Source organism: Butyricicoccus sp. Marseille-Q5471 (assembly GCF_951230135.1).
Classification (GTDB): Bacteria; Bacillota; Clostridia; order Oscillospirales; family Butyricicoccaceae; genus Agathobaculum.
Window position 1 is genome coordinate 78067 of the sequence record NZ_CATNVC010000008.1, and the last position, 15940, is coordinate 94006.

Genomic DNA, 15940 nt, shown 5'->3' on the forward strand with positions numbered 1-15940 from the left:
TCCGCGATGCAAAGAGAAAATCACAAACGTCCCCGCATATTTTGCGGTTGTTTTTTATGAAAATACAAAATGCTGTTGCGAATCGGTCGGAAACGCGGTACAATAAATAATAGAAGGGAAGGTGCCCGTTTCATGGCATTTACAGGATTTCACGCCGCGGGAATCGACCTGTTGCAGCTGAATCGATTGCAGAATGACAAGGCGTTTTATGAAGAACATAAAGAGGAAATCAAGCGGCTTGGCGTACAGCCGTTTTACGATTTAATTGAGCACATGACACCGGACATGCTGGAAATCGACCCGCTGTTTGTCACTGTGCCGTCACGCATGGTCTCCCGCGTGCGACGTGATACGCGATATACCAACGACAAAACGCTTTACCGCGCCAACCTATGGCTTTATTTTCGTCGGCCGCGTGCCCAATATGAAGATGTTCCGTTCTTTTATATGGAGGTCGGGCCGGATCATTGGGGTTATGGCTGTTGGGGTGGTTTCGGCAAAGGAGAGATGGCAGAACTGCGCGACATGGTGCTAAAAAGCGACAAGCGCTTTTTAGAGGCCAAGGCAGCGCTCGATGCATGCCCGGGAATGACGCTTGCAGGCGAATTGTTCAAACGGCCGAAGCATCCGGAAGCTGCCCCTGCTTTGCAGACATGGCTGAACCGAAAAAGCATCGGCGTCGATTTTTATGAAACGGCCGATTTTGCACCCGTGTTGGATGGCACTTTTGCAGAACAAATGCTGCTGTATTTTCATCGGCTGGCGCCGTTCTATCGGCTACTGTGGGCGGCAAAGGAACGCGCACAGGCCGGCAGGGAGGCTGCACGATGAAATATGTTGCCCTTGATTTTGAAACCGGCAATGCATCCCCGCTCAGCGCGTGTTCACTCGGCATCGCCGTGTTTGAAGGCAGTCAGTTGGTGCGTCAAGAGGTTTCGCTGATTAAACCGCCTGCCTGCATTGGCCATTTTCATTGGGGAAATATTCGGGTGCACGGTATTCGTGAAAAAATGGTGGCGGATGCGCCAACGTTTGACGAGGTGTGGAGTCGCATGGCAGATGAGGTGCAGGGCAGCGTGATTGTGTGCCACAACGCGATGTTTGATACCTCGGTTCTTTGCCGTTGCCTGGAGTATTATGAGTTGCCGATGCCGGATTGCACCTATCTTTGCACCGTCAAAGTATCAAAGCGGGTATGGCCGGCGCTCGACAATCATAAACTAAATACAGTATCCGAAGCGCTGGGCATCCCGCTGCATCACCATGAGGCAGGCAGCGATGCGATGGCGGCAGGATTAATCCTGCAGGCAGCACTGCGTGAAACCGGATGTGCGGATGCAAAGGAGCTTTCCAGACAAATCGGAATGCAGCTTGGCCGACTTTCAGCGTCCGGTAAAACGGCATGCAGCATTGCGAAAAAACGTACAGCCGATGGCTGTCGTCCACAATAAAACAAAAGGAGAGGACAGACATGACAAACTACTTGGAAAATCTCGATCGTGCCGAACTCAAGGCTCGTGCGGAGCAGATGCTTGACTATGCCAATACGGCAAAAGGGTGCGCCGGCCGGTGGGTCGATTACGGTGTGTCTAAGGCGCAGGAGTTTTCTGTTTTCGATTTTGCGGTTTTCAAGCTGTGCCTGCTGTCGCTTGGCATTTGGCTGGGTGCATGTTTTGCAAAGTTTTTTAAGAAATTCCGCGGCGCATTGTTTGTGCTTTTTGCCGCCAGCTGGCTCTACCTGTTCTGGCGTATTTTCTTTGATGACGAAGACTGATTTACCCGCGCAATCTGCGGGAGAGGAGTGAATCTGTGCGCGATCCATTCGAAAACGATTCATCACAGCATAAAGATGGCAGGTCACACTATTTTCAATGGGGATTGACTGCATTCTGTGTGATAGGCGCCTGTATTTTAGTCGCTTATCTTTTAAAATGGCTGCCGGGAATTTACGTGCTACTTAAAAAGCTGCTAAAAATTCTGGAGCCATTTATTTATGGCTTTGTCATGGCCTACCTACTGCTGCCAATTTTTAATTGGCTGTATGACAAACTCAAACCTTGGTGTGTGCCACGGTTTAAAAACGGCATCCCGATTGCCAAGGGTGTATCCAGTGCGCTGTCACTGTTATCCGGCATTGCAGTCGTGGGCGGATTGCTTTGGATGGTCATTCCGCAATTGGTACTCAGTATTTTCTCGCTGCTCGACTCCATGGATTCATATCTGGCGGAAATTTCAAACTGGGTAGCCGCGCTGCTCAAGGACAATCCGGTCATTGAACGCAATTTTATGACGCTGTACGATCAGTTATCTGACCAGATTATTGGTTGGGTGCAGAACATTGCGCCTAAACTGGTTGAACTAATGACCGGTGTGATGAGCACGGTGTCAGTACTGTTTAATATCTTTGTGGGTGTGATTATTGCGCTTTATATTCTTAACAGCAAAGATACCTTTTGCGCACAGGCAAAAAAAGCGGCTTATAGTCTGATGCCGATTCCATATGCAAATCGTGTGTTATCGCGTGTCAATCATTTGCATCGGGTGTTAGGCGGATTTATCACAGGCAAGTTAATTGACTCTCTGATTATTGGATTGTTGTGCTTTGTTGTGCTCAGCATTATGAACAGCCTAGGTGTGTTCACGATATCGGAATATCTGGTTTTGATTTCAGTCATTATTGGCGTAACAAACATCATTCCGTTTTTTGGCCCTTTTATCGGCGCGATACCAAGTGGACTGTTGATTGCGGTCATCAGTCCGGTACAGGCACTGTATTTTGCGCTCTTTGTTTTGGCGCTGCAGCAGTTTGATGGCAATATCCTCGGGCCTAAGATTCTTGGTGACTCAACCGGCTTGACAAGCTTTTGGGTTATGTTTGCTATTTTGGTATTCGGCGGCATATTCGGTTTTGTCGGTATGGCGGTTGGGGTGCCACTGTTTGCGGTTTTGTACAGCATTTTGACAGATCGTCTGAATAATCTGCTGAAGAAAAAAGGACTTCCGATTAGCACGACTGCTTATCGTGGCTCTGGGCGATTAGACCCGAATTCCCATGAATTTGTTGATGTTCAGGATGAAGCGCATCCGGTTTCCAAAAAGGAACGCCGCCACGCAGCAAAGGAAGCGGAAAAAGCAAAAAAAGACTGACCTGTGGGTCAGTCTTTTTTTTGCTTAGATTTGATATCAGTTTGGGGTTTATTTCATATGCGGGTGCTATCATAAAAGCATACCAGAAACAGCCCGTATCCACTCTTCATTATAATCTTCCCAGAAACGAGGCGGCAGTAGCCGTCTCGTTTCACCTTTCTCGGCAGATAAAAAAAATCCCGCTTATTAGCGGGATTTTTTGATTTGCAGAAAAGCTTACTTCAGACCCGCAGTGATAATTGCCATCTGATAAACCTCATTCGCGTCGCAGCCGCGAGAAAGGTCGTTGATCGGAGCGTTTAGACCCTGCAGAATCGGGCCATAAGCCTCAAAACCGCCCAGACGCTGTGCAATCTTGTAGCCAATGTTGCCGGCATTGATGTCGGGGAAGATGAAGGTGTTGGCCTGACCGGCAACGGGCGAACCCTTGCACTTGGTCTTGGCAACAACGGGAGAGAAAGCAGCGTCAAACTGCAATTCGCCGTCAACCGCAAGCTCTGGAGCGGCTTCCTTGGTCTTGGCGGTGGCGTTGCGCATCATATCGACGGTTTCGCCCTTGCCCGAACCCATGGTCGAGTAGGAAAGCAGAGCAACCTTGGGATCGATACCGAAGGCCTTCGCGGTCTTGGCAGTCTCGATTGCAATTTCGACCAAATCGTCCTCGCCCGGATTAATGTTGATTGCGCAATCGCCCATCGCGTACATTTCGTCGCCGCCATCCTTGCCGTCACGGCGCAGAATAAAGCAGGAGGACACAATCTTGTTGCCCGGCTTGGTCTTAATAATCTGCAGTGCGGGACGAACCGTGTCAGCGGTCGAATAGGTAGCGCCGCCGAGCAGTGCGTCAGCCTTGCCCAGCTTAACAAGCATCGTGCCAAAGTAGTTGCCCTTAGACAGTGCCTTGCGGCAGTCCTCTTCGCTCATCTTACCCTTGCGCAGTTCAACCATTTTTGCTACCATGGCGTCCATTTCAGGGTAGGTCTGGGGATCGATAATCTCCAAGCCTTCAATATCAAAACCACCGGCAGCGGCAGCAACCTTGACCTCGTCTACATTGCCGACAAGGATAGACTCCAGCAGTGCGTCCTTCTTCAGGCGGGCAGCCGCCTCAAGGATGCGCGGATCGGGACCCTCGGTGAATACGATCTTGCGCTTGTCCGCCTTCAGGGTGGCGATCAGATTTTCAAACATTGCAATACTCCTCCCAAATTTTGCTTGCTAAGCAAACATTCGTATATCAATATTATACACCTCTTGTCCCTCGGGCTCAACCCATAAATCAAAATTTCCCTTTCGGCTAAAAAGTCCGTGAGTAGGCGATACTAAAAACGGAAAGGAGGGGGCTTATGCAAATCATTCGCTATCTCAACGGCGTGCGTCTGCACGGTGCGATGCCGCCGCTCATTATCGATCAGGAAGGAGTTGCTGCGCTGCTTTCACAAGCGTGCCAGAGGCAGGAATTGCCTTTGCCGCCATCGTCCTGCTCTGCTATACTGAATGCGGAGGGCGGCGATTTTGGAAAGGATCTTTCATGAGCAAGCACACCGCATTATATCTACGCGTATCGACCGAAGCACAGGCTGATGAAGGCTATTCACTCGCCGCACAGGCAGAAAAATTGGAAGCATATTGCCGGATGAAGGGCGTTTCTGCATTTAAACGCTATGTAGACGGCGGCTTTTCCGGTTCGAACCTGTCTCGTCCGGCAATGGGCGAACTAATTGAGAAAATCCGCACGGGTGAAGTAGAACGTGTAGTTGTGTACAAGCTGGACCGTCTGAGCCGAAGCCAAAAGGACACGTTATATCTCATCGAGGACGTGTTTTTGCCGCATGGAGTGGATTTTGTATCCATCAATGAGAATATTGATACGGGCAGTCCCTATGGACGGGCAATGATAGGCATTCTGTCTGCTTTTGCACAGCTCGAGCGTGAGAACATTTTTTTGCGTACGCGGATGGGCATGGTCGAGCGTGTCAAACAGGGATACTGGCCCGGCGGCGGTAAGATTCCGTTTGGCTATGACTACGATGCGCAAAAGGGAGTTCTGGTGCCCAACAGCGATGCCGATACGGTGCGCGAAATCTATGCACGCTATCTGGAGGGACAATCGACCGGCCGCATTGCGCGTGATCTGGGACTGAAATATGAGCATTTGGTCAAGCAGATTCTGCGCCGAGAGAGCAATACAGGCGTGATAGTCTATAAAGATGAAGTTTATCCGGGACGCCATGAGCCGTTAGTTGATCGGGAAACCTTTGACCGTGCCCAACGGCGGCTCTGCGCGCCGAATCGTCCGCGAGCGGCCGAGGGCGGGAAACTGTTGACCGGCTTGCTGGTCTGCGGCCATTGCGGCGCCAAGATGCGTTACCAGAAATGGGGTAATGCCGGGGATAAACTGGTCTGTTACTCGCGCGATAAGTCGAAGCCGCATCTGGTTCACGATATCAACTGCCCTAACCGAGGTGTGATGGCAGAAGAAGTGGAACGTGTCGTTGTGCGAGATCTGTGCAGGCTATCCGCTGAACCGCTGCCGGTACGGGTGCGCCAAAATGATGAAGCGTCGTGCCGCCGCATACTGGAAAAAGCGCAGCGTAAGCTGCGGCGCTTGTATGAGTTGTATGCTGAAGCTGAGGACGACACGCTGCTGAGCACAATACAAAAGGCAAAACGGGAGCAGCAGCGCGCAGAAAACGCATTGCACGAAGCTGAGCATGCTCAGCAGGTGCAGGATGACACAGCGGCCTTGCAGGCATTGCGCACAATCGGCGCGAGCTGGGATGGCTTAAACACTGTGCAGAGACAGTCGCTCGTTCGCGCTTGTGTAGATCACATCGTACTGCAAAACGACAAAATAGAGGTCTTTTACGCTTTTGACGCCACAGGGCGTGAGCAGGTGGGATAGTCCGTTTCGACAGCGAACATTCATCCCGATGATTATTGGTGAAATCCGACGCTACCTACGCGATAACAGTGCGCTGCGTGTATCCCGTTCGCTGCGCGATACAGCGTATAAAGCGCTTCAGGCGAAAGAAAGCTTCATCCGTGAGCACCAGCGCGAACCTGATATTGTAGAGCTGGCAAAAGCAATGGGTGTAAAAAAGGAGGAGGTCGTGTTCGCATTGGATGCGATTCTCGATCCGGTTTCACTGTTTGAGCCGGTTTTTCACGACGGCACGGATACGGTATGTGTGATGGATCAGGTCGGAGATCAAAAAAACACCGACGAGCAGTGGTTGGCACGAATCGCACTGCGAGAGGCTATTGACAGTTTGTCCGATCGTGAGAAAAAAATCGTGCATCTGCGGTTTTTTGAAGGCCGCACACAGATGGAGGTTGCAGACGAAATTCAGATTTCGCAGGCGCAGGTCTCACGATTGGAAAAAGGTGCACTCGCGCACATCAGGAAACAGATGTAACACAACTGCCAATCGGATTTAATTTACCCTTGTCGAGTCGAGAAAACAATATGAAAGCACCGTTGTCCTATGGCAGCGGTGCTTTCTTTTTTTTCAGGTGTTTGCTTTATAAATAAATCGCATCCACTTTTTCACTGCGAATGGCAGATGTAGTTGCAGCGTACTGACGTGGCGTCATGCCGGTTTCGCGGCGGAACACCTTGCCAAAATAACTTGCGCCGGAAAAACCCGCAGAAGCGGCAACCGCTTCAATGGATGTTTCCCCGCCGCGCAGCACAAGCTTGGCATACTCAATCCGCAGATGTGTAAGGTATCGCCCCGGTGTGATACCGACCGATCGGGTAAACTGACGGATGAGATGTGGTGCAGATACACCCAGACGATCAGCCAGATCTTCAATACCATATAAATAGACGAATTCCTCCTGCAGCATCGCAAGCGCGTCGCAAATTAGGGGAGGATAGGCGCTTTGACCATCCGGCTGCGCACTTGCACCATACAGACGGAGCAGCAATCCGTATGCCGTCGCAGAAATTATGGCACCGTCACAAGCTGTGTCCATATCGTCAGTTTGGAAAATCGGCAACAGACACTCGGCAAGCGCCGCACTGCCCTGCGGAAAATAGACGCTCGTCCGTAAGGTCTCGCCCAATAGGGTGTCGGCGGCTTCGCCTGTTAGAACGCCATAAATCAGTTCGGATTCCTGTTCGGCAAGCAAGGGAACAATGCCAGTGGCGGGAAAAGCTGCCGCGGCGCCGGAGGAGAGAGCAAAACTCTGCTCTTCATAGGAAAAAGAGAAGCTGCCCGAGCAGACGCCTGCAATTAAAAAACCGTTTCGCATAAACGGCAGCGTTGCCAGTTGACCGGATGAAACATGCTGCACGCCGCACAGTGGCAGGTGTGCATATCTTGCGGCAGCGGGCGGTGGCGCGGGCAGGGTCAGATGACGGCTTTCCATGGAACGTTCCTTTCTGTGCAGGAAGAGGGCTGCCACCGGATGGAAGCAGCCCTCAATGCAGATGACATCAGTTGCTGATGACCTGCTCGGTTTCCTTATTGAATAGATGCATTTTATTTGTGTCAATCGAAAGGCGGATTTTATCTCCTGTGCGTGCCTGAATGCGGGCAGGTGTACGGACGGTCAGCGAAGTACCGATGCATGTGCCATACAGATAGATTTCAGCACCCATCAGCTCAGCCAGATCAACGTCCATCTCGATTACGCTCTCCTTGGATGCATCCAGGAAGGCGGGTTCGCCGTGCAGATCCTCGGGGCGGATACCCATCATTACCGACTTGCCGACATAGCTGCCGAACACTTCGGCGCCGCCGCGACCCTGCGGAATCGGAATCGAATAGGGACCGAAGTCGGCGAAATATTGATCGCCCTTTTGCGAAATGGTCGTATCGATGAAATTCATCTGGGGAGATCCGATAAACCCGGCTACAAACATGTTGCAGGGAGAATCGTAGAGGTTCTGCGGCGTATCTGCCTGCTGAATAATGCCATCCTTCATTACGACGATACGGTCGCCCATCGTCATCGCTTCTGTCTGGTCATGGGTAACATAGACAAAGGTGGTGTCGAGCTTTTTGTGCAGCTTGGTGATCTCGGTACGCATCTGTGTACGAAGCTTGGCATCAAGGTTGGAGAGCGGCTCGTCAAGCAGGAAAACCGCTGGGTCACGCACCATGGCACGACCGAGCGCGACACGCTGGCGCTGACCGCCGGAAAGCGCCTTGGGCTTGCGATCGAGTAGGTGCTCGATGTCGAGGATTTTAGCGGCCTCATGCACCTTTTGATCGATAACCTTCTTGTCCACTTTGCGGAGAGACAGGCCGAAGGCCATATTCTTATAAACAGTCATGTGCGGATAAAGCGCATAGTTCTGGAACACCATTGCAATATCGCGATCCTTGGGGGGCACATCATTGACCAGTTTGTCACCGATGTAGAGCTCGCCGCCCGAAATTTCTTCCAGACCTGCAATCATACGCAGTGTGGTCGACTTGCCGCAGCCGGAAGGACCGACTAAAATGATAAATTCTTTGTCCTTGATCTCGAGATTCAGGTTGTCGATGACCTCGACATTACCCGGATACACCTTTTTAATACCGCGAAGCGAGATGTTTGCCATGATGGATGACCTCTTTTCATATCATGTAAAATAATGATCTTCTGTTTTGTTATTCTTAGTATATATCGCTTTATTATGAGTATCAATAGTATTATATTGATATTGGAATAAAAATATTGATGTCTTTCGCGGCATGGCAAAAATGTGAGCCCTGTGATATACTAAACGAAAGAAAAGGGGATGACATTATGATTGAAATCAATCAGGAATGGGTTGATGCACATTTGCGTCCACGGGATCCCGAAAGTGATAAAAACAGCTTTGGCCGCGTGCTGTGTGTCTGCGGCAGCGGGATGTACCCCGGTGCGGCGTGGTTTTCCGCGCAGGGAGCGGTGCGTATGGGCAGCGGTGTGGTTACACTGGCGACGAGTCGATTCGCTTGGCCTGTCCTTGCGGCCAAGCTGAACGAGCCGGTCGTCCGTGCGCTGCCATGCGATGAGAATGGACTCGTGTCACTGGATGCCCTTCCGAGTCTGCTTCATTTGTCCGAGCGAGCGGACGCGATGCTGATTGGATGCGGCTTGGGACAATCTGAGGATATTCGGAAACTGGTATGCGCGTTGATTACGCATGCGTCGTGCCAGATTGTTCTTGATGCAGACGGCATAAATGCGATTGCTGCGCATAAGGATATATTGAGACAGGCAGCAAAGCCGGTGGTGCTGACTCCGCATGTCAGGGAGTTTGCTCGAGTATCGCAGGGGGAAGAGGCTGCTGCTTTTGCAAAGAGCAATCGCTGTGTTGTGCTGCTCAAAGGACATCAAACAACGGTGCACACGCCTGACGGGACAGCTTATCGAAATCATTCGGGCAATCCCGGCATGGCCAAAGGGGGCAGCGGTGACGTTCTTGCGGGTATGTTGGTTTCCCTTTGCGGTCAAGGATTACAGGCACAGGACGCAGCCTGCGCAGCGGCATGGCTGCATGGCAGAGCAGGGGATCTTGCGGCGAATGAGCTTTCAGAATATGGAATGACGCCGACTGACATGCTGGAGCGCCTGCCGCGGATACTCAAACGGTATAATTCAAGGGAGTGGTGATCTGAAACGAAAAATTGGCCTTGTTTTGGCTTGCTTTTTGCTTATTTGCGGTTGCGGACGTACGTCAACGGCTGATGATGGCGATGTGCGCACCTATTGGAATGAACTGAACGGTTTCACGGCGCACGTTAAAATATTATCCAATTTTGAAAAAGATGTACTGGAATACGAGGTCCACTACGTTTATAATAAAGAAGATAGCGATCAATTCGTCATTACAGCACCGGAGTCTCTCGCAGGGATTAGCGGAACAATAGCAGGCAAAGACAGCGGAGCGTTTACGCTGCAATATGATAACACCAAGCTGGATGATGCCATGCCGCAGCGCAGCGGGCTGACGCCGGCAGATGCGCTGTTCGGACTGCTTTGCGACTTGCGGGACGATGCGCCCACCCAACAATGGACTGAAGAGGTCAAGGGTCAGAAATTGCTCGTACTGCGCTATGACAGCGAAGACGAACAAGGCGCTGTCGGCAAGCAAATATGGTTGACAGCGGATGGGAAACAGCCCGTCTGTGCCGAACTGTATGCTGATAAAGTGTGTGTATTGACGCTTCAGTTCACAAGCTACCAATCTACATAAAACCGGGGATGAAAGAAAACGATGGAAGCAAATCAGCATCGCACGTGGGCGGAAATCAGCCTACGCGCAATTGAACATAATTATCAGGTAATCTGTGATTGGGCGAAATCGCCGGTCATGGCGGTTGTCAAGGCAAATGCATATGGCCACGGCGCAGTTCCGGTGGCAAAGAGACTGGAAAAAATGGGTGCGCCCTATTTTGCGGTCGCAACCATGAGTGAAGCAATCGAATTGCGCGAAAATGGTATTCAAGCACCGATTATCATTTTAGGGTATATCGACGCGGCTGATATGGATGAGGCGGTCAAACAACATATCACCGCGCCGATTTACGACCGTGAAACGGCGGAATTGCTTTCCGCTGCCGCCGTGCGAGCCGGACAGCAGCTGACGGTTCATTTCAAGCTGGACACCGGAATGACGCGGCTCGGCTTCCCTTCGTGGGAGTTCCGGCAGACGGTTGCGGAAATTCTTTCGCTCGCTCAGCTCCCCGGCCTGCAGGCAGAGGGGATATTTACGCATTTTGCGGTTGCGGATGTACCATCCGGCACGTCTTACACTGCCCTGCAATATCGTCGCTTCAAGGATGTATGCGACGGACTGGCCGCGGGCGGGTTGAATTTGCCCTTGCGCCACTGCGCGAATAGCGGAGCAATCCAGCATCATCAAAAAATGCACTGCACCATGGCTCGTGCCGGAATCATTCTGTATGGGTATCGCCCGGACGCTTCGGTACCGCCTGTACTGGATTTGCATCCTGCTATGACGGTAAAAGCGCGTGTCATTCAGGTGCGCGATATTCCGGCAGAAACTACAATCAGCTATGGCAGAACCTATGAAACGCGCGAGACGACCCGAGTGGCGGTATTGTCCATCGGCTATGCGGATGGGTATTTTCGCACCGCTTCCGGCAAGGCACATGTTTTGATAGACGGGGTGAAGACTCCGGTTTTGGGGCGTATCTGCATGGATATGTGCATGGCGCAGATTCCCGACGGTGTAACGGTTCGCCGCGGTGATGAAGTCATAATCTTTGGCACGGACAAGCTGACAGCAGACGATGTAGCCGATGCAGCGGGTACGATTTCATACGAGGTACTGTGCGCAATGAGCCATCGCGTGCCGCGCTTCTATCTGGATTGACATTTGGCTGACACTCAACATAGGATGAAGCGGAAAGGCTGAAGCCTTTTCGACGTAAGTTTTTCACATGCCATGTTATAAATATGGGGCGTGTGGGAAAAATAGAGTTGCAGGGGTAACCGCTGCAAATCTATTTCATCGGAGTGTGAACCAAGTGGATACTGGCATCAAACGAGGAGACATTTATTATGCCGACCTCAGTCCTGTGGTCGGCAGCGAGCAGGGTGGCATTCGTCCGGTACTTATTGTCCAAAACGACGTGGGAAACCGCTATAGCCCTACGGTTATTGCTGCGGCGATCACGTCCCAGATCAATAAGGCCAAAATGCCAACGCATATTACCCTGGGCGCTCCCAATTTTGGCTTGACGCGTGATTCCATCATTCTGGCAGAACAAATTCGAACGCTGGATAAAAAACGTCTGCGCGAGAAAATGGGCTCGCTGGATGAAGACGCGATGAGACATGTTGATGAAGCGCTGGCCGTCAGTTTTGGCTTGGGCGCTGTACAGGACTGAATAGTCATATATAAAGCACAAGACGCGTATCCTACTGTATCGGGATACGCGTCTTTTTATGTGCGGAGGTGGGTAAATTGCGTGCGGCAGTAATGTTTGATGAACGAGAGGTCGGAAAAATCGATTGGGAGCCGGATGCGTACGGCGTGCAGGTGACGGTTGACTGTGCGCAGCCCTGCGACCCGCTGACACTGTTGCGGTGCTATGGCCTGACAGCGGGTGAGCCATTGCTCATCGGTCTGCCTGAGCCAAAGGCAGGGAGATTAACACTGACGCGCCACCTATCACGTGAAATGCTGAAAACCGCAGGCTGTATGGAACTGCCGCCAAGCGGGTTTTATTTGTCTGACGGCTGTTCACCAATCGCTGTACCGCTGCCTACTACTGAATCAAAGCAGGAAAATTCATTGCTGGAATCGGAAACAATGCCGGAGCCAAGCCGTAGTGAAGAGCCGGAGCATATCCGGACCGGTGATACCATACTTGATTCGCTTATCAATCTGTCAGCGGTACAGACTACACAAAACAGCGGGGAAATCATACTGCGCTGTGCGTTTGCATCAGATCAGCCGTTTGCCCTGGCGCCTGTGTTTGTGTTGGCCAAGGTGACTGATGGGCAGGCGGTTGTGCAGATTAAAAAAGAGGACACAGTCTGATGACTGCGTCCTCTTTCTATTTACTTAATGATTTTCTTTGCCTCCATGTAGTAGCGCTTTTCGTGCGCTTCGCCCATAGAGAAGGTTTTGCGGGGAAGTACGCCGTCAAAAATAACGCCGCGGAACAAATCCTTTTTCTCGATATCCGGCAGGAAAAATCCCATATTGCCCGGCTGTGTTCCAAGGCTTTCCACCACATCTGCACCATGAATATAGTCAATCTTGACCTCGGAATGCTGTTCCAGATAATGGTCCAGAAAAGCTTGCAGTGTTCCGAGCGGGATTGCCCACTTGGGACTATTAACGCTCAGCACACCTCTGGATGTTTGCGTGCAATAGGGGAATGCATGCGCGCCGCCTTCGGAAAGAGAAGCTTCGCATCCATTATCCTTGAAAAAGGCGATGGCTGAAGTCAGCAAATCGTCTGCGTCCACATGAAACATTACACGATGAATCGGCTCAATAATCAAGCTTTCATCATGGATGTTGACCACCTCAACCAGTGCATAGCGCGCCGGGTGATCGGCCATTTCGGCTTCTGACAGATCTTGCTTAATTTCTTCCCAATAAGCCTTGGCCGTTGCCATCGAGTGGTTGCCATCACCGACTGCATATGGCAAAAGCGCCTGCTCATCGGTGCAGCCATATTTCTTGTTGAAGGTAGAGCGATCGCACAGTGCTTCCAGCTTGCCCTCGATTGCATCGGTTTCGGCACCCTGCGGGATGAACCATCCGTTGATGTGACCACCGCCCTGCATTAAGTCGGTGTCATACAGCTTAGAAAACGAATCGGTTTTGTCAAACAGCGGTTCGATGACGGTGCGGTCGGGGTCGTCAATCAGAATCATAATATGGGGCAGTTCCAGAGAAGCGCCTTGACGCACCTTGAGGCGAGGTGGAATACGCTCAATGACTGTTTTTTCCGTAGGGCGAATCGGCGACTGAGAGCCGGGCTTATATTCATAAGCTTCCAGGTCGACCGACAGTACAAGGCCACGCCGCGGGCACGACCCGCCTGAAAAACGCTCAGTCAGTACAAAACCGGCAGGCAGTTGAGTCAGTGTGCCGCTCGCCAGATAGTGCTGCATGGTCTGATGAATCTGCGCAGTGCGCGTTTCTACATCGCTGTCCTCGAGATAAACTTCAGGCAGGGTCAAACGCAGGGTAGACGGAGCGCTGCCGACGATACGATCGGATTCGGCCCAGTATTCCGGCTGCGAGGTATATTGATCGCAGGCGATTACAGCCCATTTTGAAAGGTCGGTGCCCGCTTGGGGCATCATAATTTCTGGTACATGTGTGCAACGGTTTGCCATCGTTGTCGTTCCTCCTTGCGGTTGTTGGATTGGGATTATTATAACAGAATTTTAGCGAAGCAGCACGGAAAATTTTAAATTTCCGTAACATTTTTTGAAAACGTTTGCCGCTGCTTGACATAGTGCATCAAGATAGCGTACACTATTCTTAAGCTTTTAGTAAAGAATTACAAGTGGCGGGAGGATAAAAAGATGATTCGTATCAAGGCGCTCGGCGTTTCGGAAGGATTGGCGCATGCAAAAGCGCTGGTCATTCGTGAAGTCGATCTGACAGTCATCAAAGAGAGCATTACCGACGTTGTGGCAGAACAAAAGCGCATAACAGATGCCGTGGAAGCTGCAAAAAAACAAATTGAATCGCTTCGTGACCAAACTGCAAAAACAATTGGTGAGGCAGAGGCGGAAATCTTTAACGCGCATCTGCTGATGTTGGAAGACCCTGATTTTGTCGAAGGTATGACCGGACTGATTGCGGACGAGAAAATCAGTGCGGAATACGCATGTTTCTGCAACTGTGAAAATTTTCAACAAATGTTCCGTTCAATGGATGACGAATACATGCAGGCGCGTGCTGCCGACATTGGAGATATTTCGCAACGCGTATTAAAGGTGCTCAAGGGCGTTGCTGACAATCAGATTGATGCGATCAACGAACCCTGCATCATTGTGGCCAATGACCTTTCGCCGTCAGATACGGCTAAAATCGGCACAAAGCCGGTGGTCGGGTTTATTACGCGCGTTGGCGGGCGAACCAGCCATTCGGCGATTATGGCGCGATCAATGGGCATTCCGGCAGTGGCTGGCATGGGCGACAAGGCAGATGATATTGCTGACGGCATCGAACTTCTGCTGGACGGCGGTTCGGGTGAAATTATCGTGCTGCCTGACGCAGAGACGTTAACGGTGTTTGAAGGTAAGAAGAAGGCCGCGGATGAGCGCAAGCACATGCTGGCAGCCTATAAAGAAAAAGAGGGGGCTACCGCAGACGGGCATCGTATCATTATAGAAGGCAATATCGGCACGCCGGACGACGCGGTGCGTGTTGCCGAACTGGGCGGCGAGGGCGTTGGCCTGTTCCGTTCGGAGTTTCTTTTTATGGATCGAAATGATTTGCCCAGTGAAGAAGAACAGTTTGAGGCATATAAGAAAGCTTGTCAGGCAATGGCGGGCAAGCCGGTCATTATTCGTACCTTGGACATCGGTGGCGATAAGGAAGTGCCGGCACTGGGACTTGAGAAAGAGCAGAATCCGTTTCTTGGCTATCGTGCCATCCGTATTTGCTTGAGCCAAACCGACCTGTTTCTCACGCAGCTGCGTGCGCTGCTGCGTGCGGCTCGATTTGGTGATTTGCGCATTATGTTCCCGATGATTTCGTCGGTTGAAGAGATTCGCAACGCAAAGCATGTGCTGCAGCAGGCAAAGGATTTACTGCGGGTAGAAGGCGTAGATTTTGAGCCAAATGTAAAGGTCGGTATTATGGTCGAAATTCCGGTTGCAGCCGTCATGGCGGACGTGCTGGCCAAGGAAGTTGATTTCTTCTCAATCGGCACCAACGATCTCATTCAGTATTCCTGTGCGGTGGATCGAATCAATGAAAAAATTTCGTATCTATATCGTCCTCTGCATCCGGGTGTGCTGCGGCTTATCAAAATGACAGCGCAGGCCGGTAATGCAGCCGGCATAGAGGTTGGCGTTTGCGGTGAGATGGCAGGTACGAGGGGATTTGCGCCTATTCTCTGCGGTTTAGGTATTACAAATCTGTCTATGTCGGCGGCGGCCATGCTCGCCGCAAAAGCGGATTTGGCGGCTGTTACCTTTGAACAGTGCAAGCAACTGGCTGACAAGCTGTTGGAAGCACCGAATGCGACCGAAGCAGAAGAAATTTTCTCTGCTTGGATGGATTAATATCAATACAAAACAGGCAGTTTCTATGTAGAAGCTGCCTGTTTTTCTTGAAAAATGAAATCAAATCTTGAATCAA

General features: G+C 51.2%; 16 protein-coding genes and 1 pseudogene. 13 read left to right on the top strand and 4 right to left on the bottom strand.

The window, feature by feature from the left end:
• Positions 1–132: 132 nt before the first annotated feature.
• From QOX26_RS10000 to QOX26_RS10015, 4 genes are read left to right on the top strand one after another with little or no spacing between them, the layout of a single operon-like run.
• Positions 133–831 (top strand): DUF2461 domain-containing protein, encoded by a 699-nt coding sequence (locus QOX26_RS10000; protein ID WP_283674832.1) that lies wholly within the window; start codon positions 133–135, stop codon positions 829–831.
• Entirely contained in the window at positions 828–1451 is a 624-nt protein-coding gene (locus QOX26_RS10005; protein ID WP_283674833.1) for a 3'-5' exonuclease, read from the top strand. The genes QOX26_RS10000 and QOX26_RS10005 overlap by 4 nt, the downstream gene beginning before the upstream one ends.
• Before the next feature lie 20 nt (positions 1452–1471).
• Positions 1472–1774 carry a hypothetical protein gene (locus QOX26_RS10010; RefSeq protein ID WP_283674834.1) on the top strand — a complete coding sequence of 101 codons (303 nt, stop codon included), beginning with the start codon at positions 1472–1474 and terminating at the stop codon, positions 1772–1774.
• A 35-nt stretch (positions 1775–1809) separates the two neighbouring features.
• Entirely contained in the window at positions 1810–3147 is a 1338-nt protein-coding gene (locus QOX26_RS10015; RefSeq protein WP_283674835.1) for an AI-2E family transporter, read from the top strand.
• A 216-nt stretch (positions 3148–3363) separates the two neighbouring features.
• Here the strand turns inward: QOX26_RS10015 and pta are convergent, their stop codons facing one another.
• Complete coding sequence (gene pta / locus QOX26_RS10020) at positions 3364–4338, bottom strand: phosphate acetyltransferase (protein ID WP_283674836.1); 975 nt, start codon at positions 4336–4338, stop codon at positions 3364–3366.
• A 155-nt stretch (positions 4339–4493) separates the two neighbouring features.
• Here pta and QOX26_RS10025 point away from each other — a divergent pair, with 155 nt between their 5' ends.
• From QOX26_RS10025 to QOX26_RS10035, 3 genes and pseudogenes are all read left to right on the top strand, one after another.
• A complete protein-coding gene (locus QOX26_RS10025; protein ID WP_283674837.1) occupies positions 4494–4682 on the top strand; it encodes a hypothetical protein in 189 nt (62 codons plus the stop codon).
• Positions 4679–6052 (top strand): recombinase family protein, encoded by a 1374-nt coding sequence (locus tag QOX26_RS10030; RefSeq protein ID WP_283674838.1) that lies wholly within the window; start codon positions 4679–4681, stop codon positions 6050–6052. The genes QOX26_RS10025 and QOX26_RS10030 overlap by 4 nt, the downstream gene beginning before the upstream one ends.
• A gap of 22 nt (positions 6053–6074) precedes the next feature.
• Positions 6075–6566, top strand: a pseudogene (locus QOX26_RS10035) (sigma-70 family RNA polymerase sigma factor); the annotation flags it as partial.
• 106 nt (positions 6567–6672) lie between these two features.
• On the opposite strand, the gene QOX26_RS10040 reads toward QOX26_RS10035, so the two are convergent.
• The gene (locus QOX26_RS10040) at positions 6673–7524 is read right to left on the bottom strand and encodes a helix-turn-helix domain-containing protein (protein WP_283674839.1); all 852 of its coding nucleotides are present in this window, start codon (positions 7522–7524) and stop codon (positions 6673–6675) included.
• A gap of 67 nt (positions 7525–7591) precedes the next feature.
• Positions 7592–8704 carry an ABC transporter ATP-binding protein gene (locus tag QOX26_RS10045; protein WP_283674840.1) on the bottom strand — a complete coding sequence of 371 codons (1113 nt, stop codon included), beginning with the start codon at positions 8702–8704 and terminating at the stop codon, positions 7592–7594.
• 188 nt (positions 8705–8892) lie between these two features.
• Between QOX26_RS10045 and QOX26_RS10050 the strand changes: the two genes are divergently transcribed.
• The 5 genes from QOX26_RS10050 to QOX26_RS10070 all read left to right on the top strand — a co-directional run bounded on the left by QOX26_RS10050 (position 8893) and on the right by QOX26_RS10070 (position 12643).
• A complete protein-coding gene (locus QOX26_RS10050; RefSeq protein WP_283674841.1) occupies positions 8893–9744 on the top strand; it encodes an NAD(P)H-hydrate dehydratase in 852 nt (283 codons plus the stop codon).
• Positions 9745–9781: 37 nt separating this feature from the next.
• Positions 9782–10327: a hypothetical protein gene (locus tag QOX26_RS10055; protein WP_283674842.1), complete on the top strand. Its 546-nt coding sequence runs from the start codon at positions 9782–9784 to the stop codon at positions 10325–10327.
• A gap of 21 nt (positions 10328–10348) precedes the next feature.
• A complete protein-coding gene (gene alr, locus QOX26_RS10060) occupies positions 10349–11470 on the top strand; it encodes an alanine racemase (RefSeq protein WP_283674843.1) in 1122 nt (373 codons plus the stop codon).
• Between the two features lie 154 nt (positions 11471–11624).
• Positions 11625–11987, top strand: coding sequence for a type II toxin-antitoxin system PemK/MazF family toxin (locus QOX26_RS10065; protein WP_283674867.1), 363 nt, complete (start codon positions 11625–11627; stop codon positions 11985–11987).
• A 77-nt stretch (positions 11988–12064) separates the two neighbouring features.
• Positions 12065–12643, top strand: a complete 579-nt coding sequence (locus QOX26_RS10070) for a hypothetical protein (protein WP_283674844.1) — start codon at positions 12065–12067, stop codon at positions 12641–12643.
• A gap of 20 nt (positions 12644–12663) precedes the next feature.
• Here the strand turns inward: QOX26_RS10070 and QOX26_RS10075 are convergent, their stop codons facing one another.
• The gene (locus tag QOX26_RS10075) at positions 12664–13959 is read right to left on the bottom strand and encodes a DUF1015 domain-containing protein (RefSeq protein ID WP_283674845.1); all 1296 of its coding nucleotides are present in this window, start codon (positions 13957–13959) and stop codon (positions 12664–12666) included.
• A gap of 192 nt (positions 13960–14151) precedes the next feature.
• On the opposite strand from QOX26_RS10075, the gene ptsP reads away from it, so the two are divergent.
• Positions 14152–15864 (top strand): phosphoenolpyruvate--protein phosphotransferase, encoded by a 1713-nt coding sequence (gene ptsP / locus QOX26_RS10080; RefSeq protein WP_283674846.1) that lies wholly within the window; start codon positions 14152–14154, stop codon positions 15862–15864.
• Positions 15865–15940: the final 76 nt, after the last annotated feature.

What these genes read in the sequence shown, in the direction of transcription:
- QOX26_RS10000 (WP_283674832.1), top strand. Translation starts at nt 133, where the DNA reads ATGGCATTTACAGGATTTCACGCCGCGGGAATCGACCTGTTGCAGCTG.
- QOX26_RS10005 (WP_283674833.1), top strand. Translation starts at nt 828, where the DNA reads ATGAAATATGTTGCCCTTGATTTTGAAACCGGCAATGCATCCCCGCTC.
- QOX26_RS10010 (WP_283674834.1), top strand. Translation starts at nt 1,472, where the DNA reads ATGACAAACTACTTGGAAAATCTCGATCGTGCCGAACTCAAGGCTCGT.
- pta (WP_283674836.1), bottom strand. Translation starts at nt 4,338, where the DNA reads ATGTTTGAAAATCTGATCGCCACCCTGAAGGCGGACAAGCGCAAGATC.
- QOX26_RS10025 (WP_283674837.1), top strand. Translation starts at nt 4,494, where the DNA reads ATGCAAATCATTCGCTATCTCAACGGCGTGCGTCTGCACGGTGCGATG.
- QOX26_RS10030 (WP_283674838.1), top strand. Translation starts at nt 4,679, where the DNA reads ATGAGCAAGCACACCGCATTATATCTACGCGTATCGACCGAAGCACAG.
- QOX26_RS10040 (WP_283674839.1), bottom strand. Translation starts at nt 7,524, where the DNA reads ATGGAAAGCCGTCATCTGACCCTGCCCGCGCCACCGCCCGCTGCCGCA.
- QOX26_RS10045 (WP_283674840.1), bottom strand. Translation starts at nt 8,704, where the DNA reads ATGGCAAACATCTCGCTTCGCGGTATTAAAAAGGTGTATCCGGGTAAT.
- QOX26_RS10050 (WP_283674841.1), top strand. Translation starts at nt 8,893, where the DNA reads ATGATTGAAATCAATCAGGAATGGGTTGATGCACATTTGCGTCCACGG.
- alr (WP_283674843.1), top strand. Translation starts at nt 10,349, where the DNA reads ATGGAAGCAAATCAGCATCGCACGTGGGCGGAAATCAGCCTACGCGCA.
- QOX26_RS10075 (WP_283674845.1), bottom strand. Translation starts at nt 13,959, where the DNA reads ATGGCAAACCGTTGCACACATGTACCAGAAATTATGATGCCCCAAGCG.
- ptsP (WP_283674846.1), top strand. Translation starts at nt 14,152, where the DNA reads ATGATTCGTATCAAGGCGCTCGGCGTTTCGGAAGGATTGGCGCATGCA.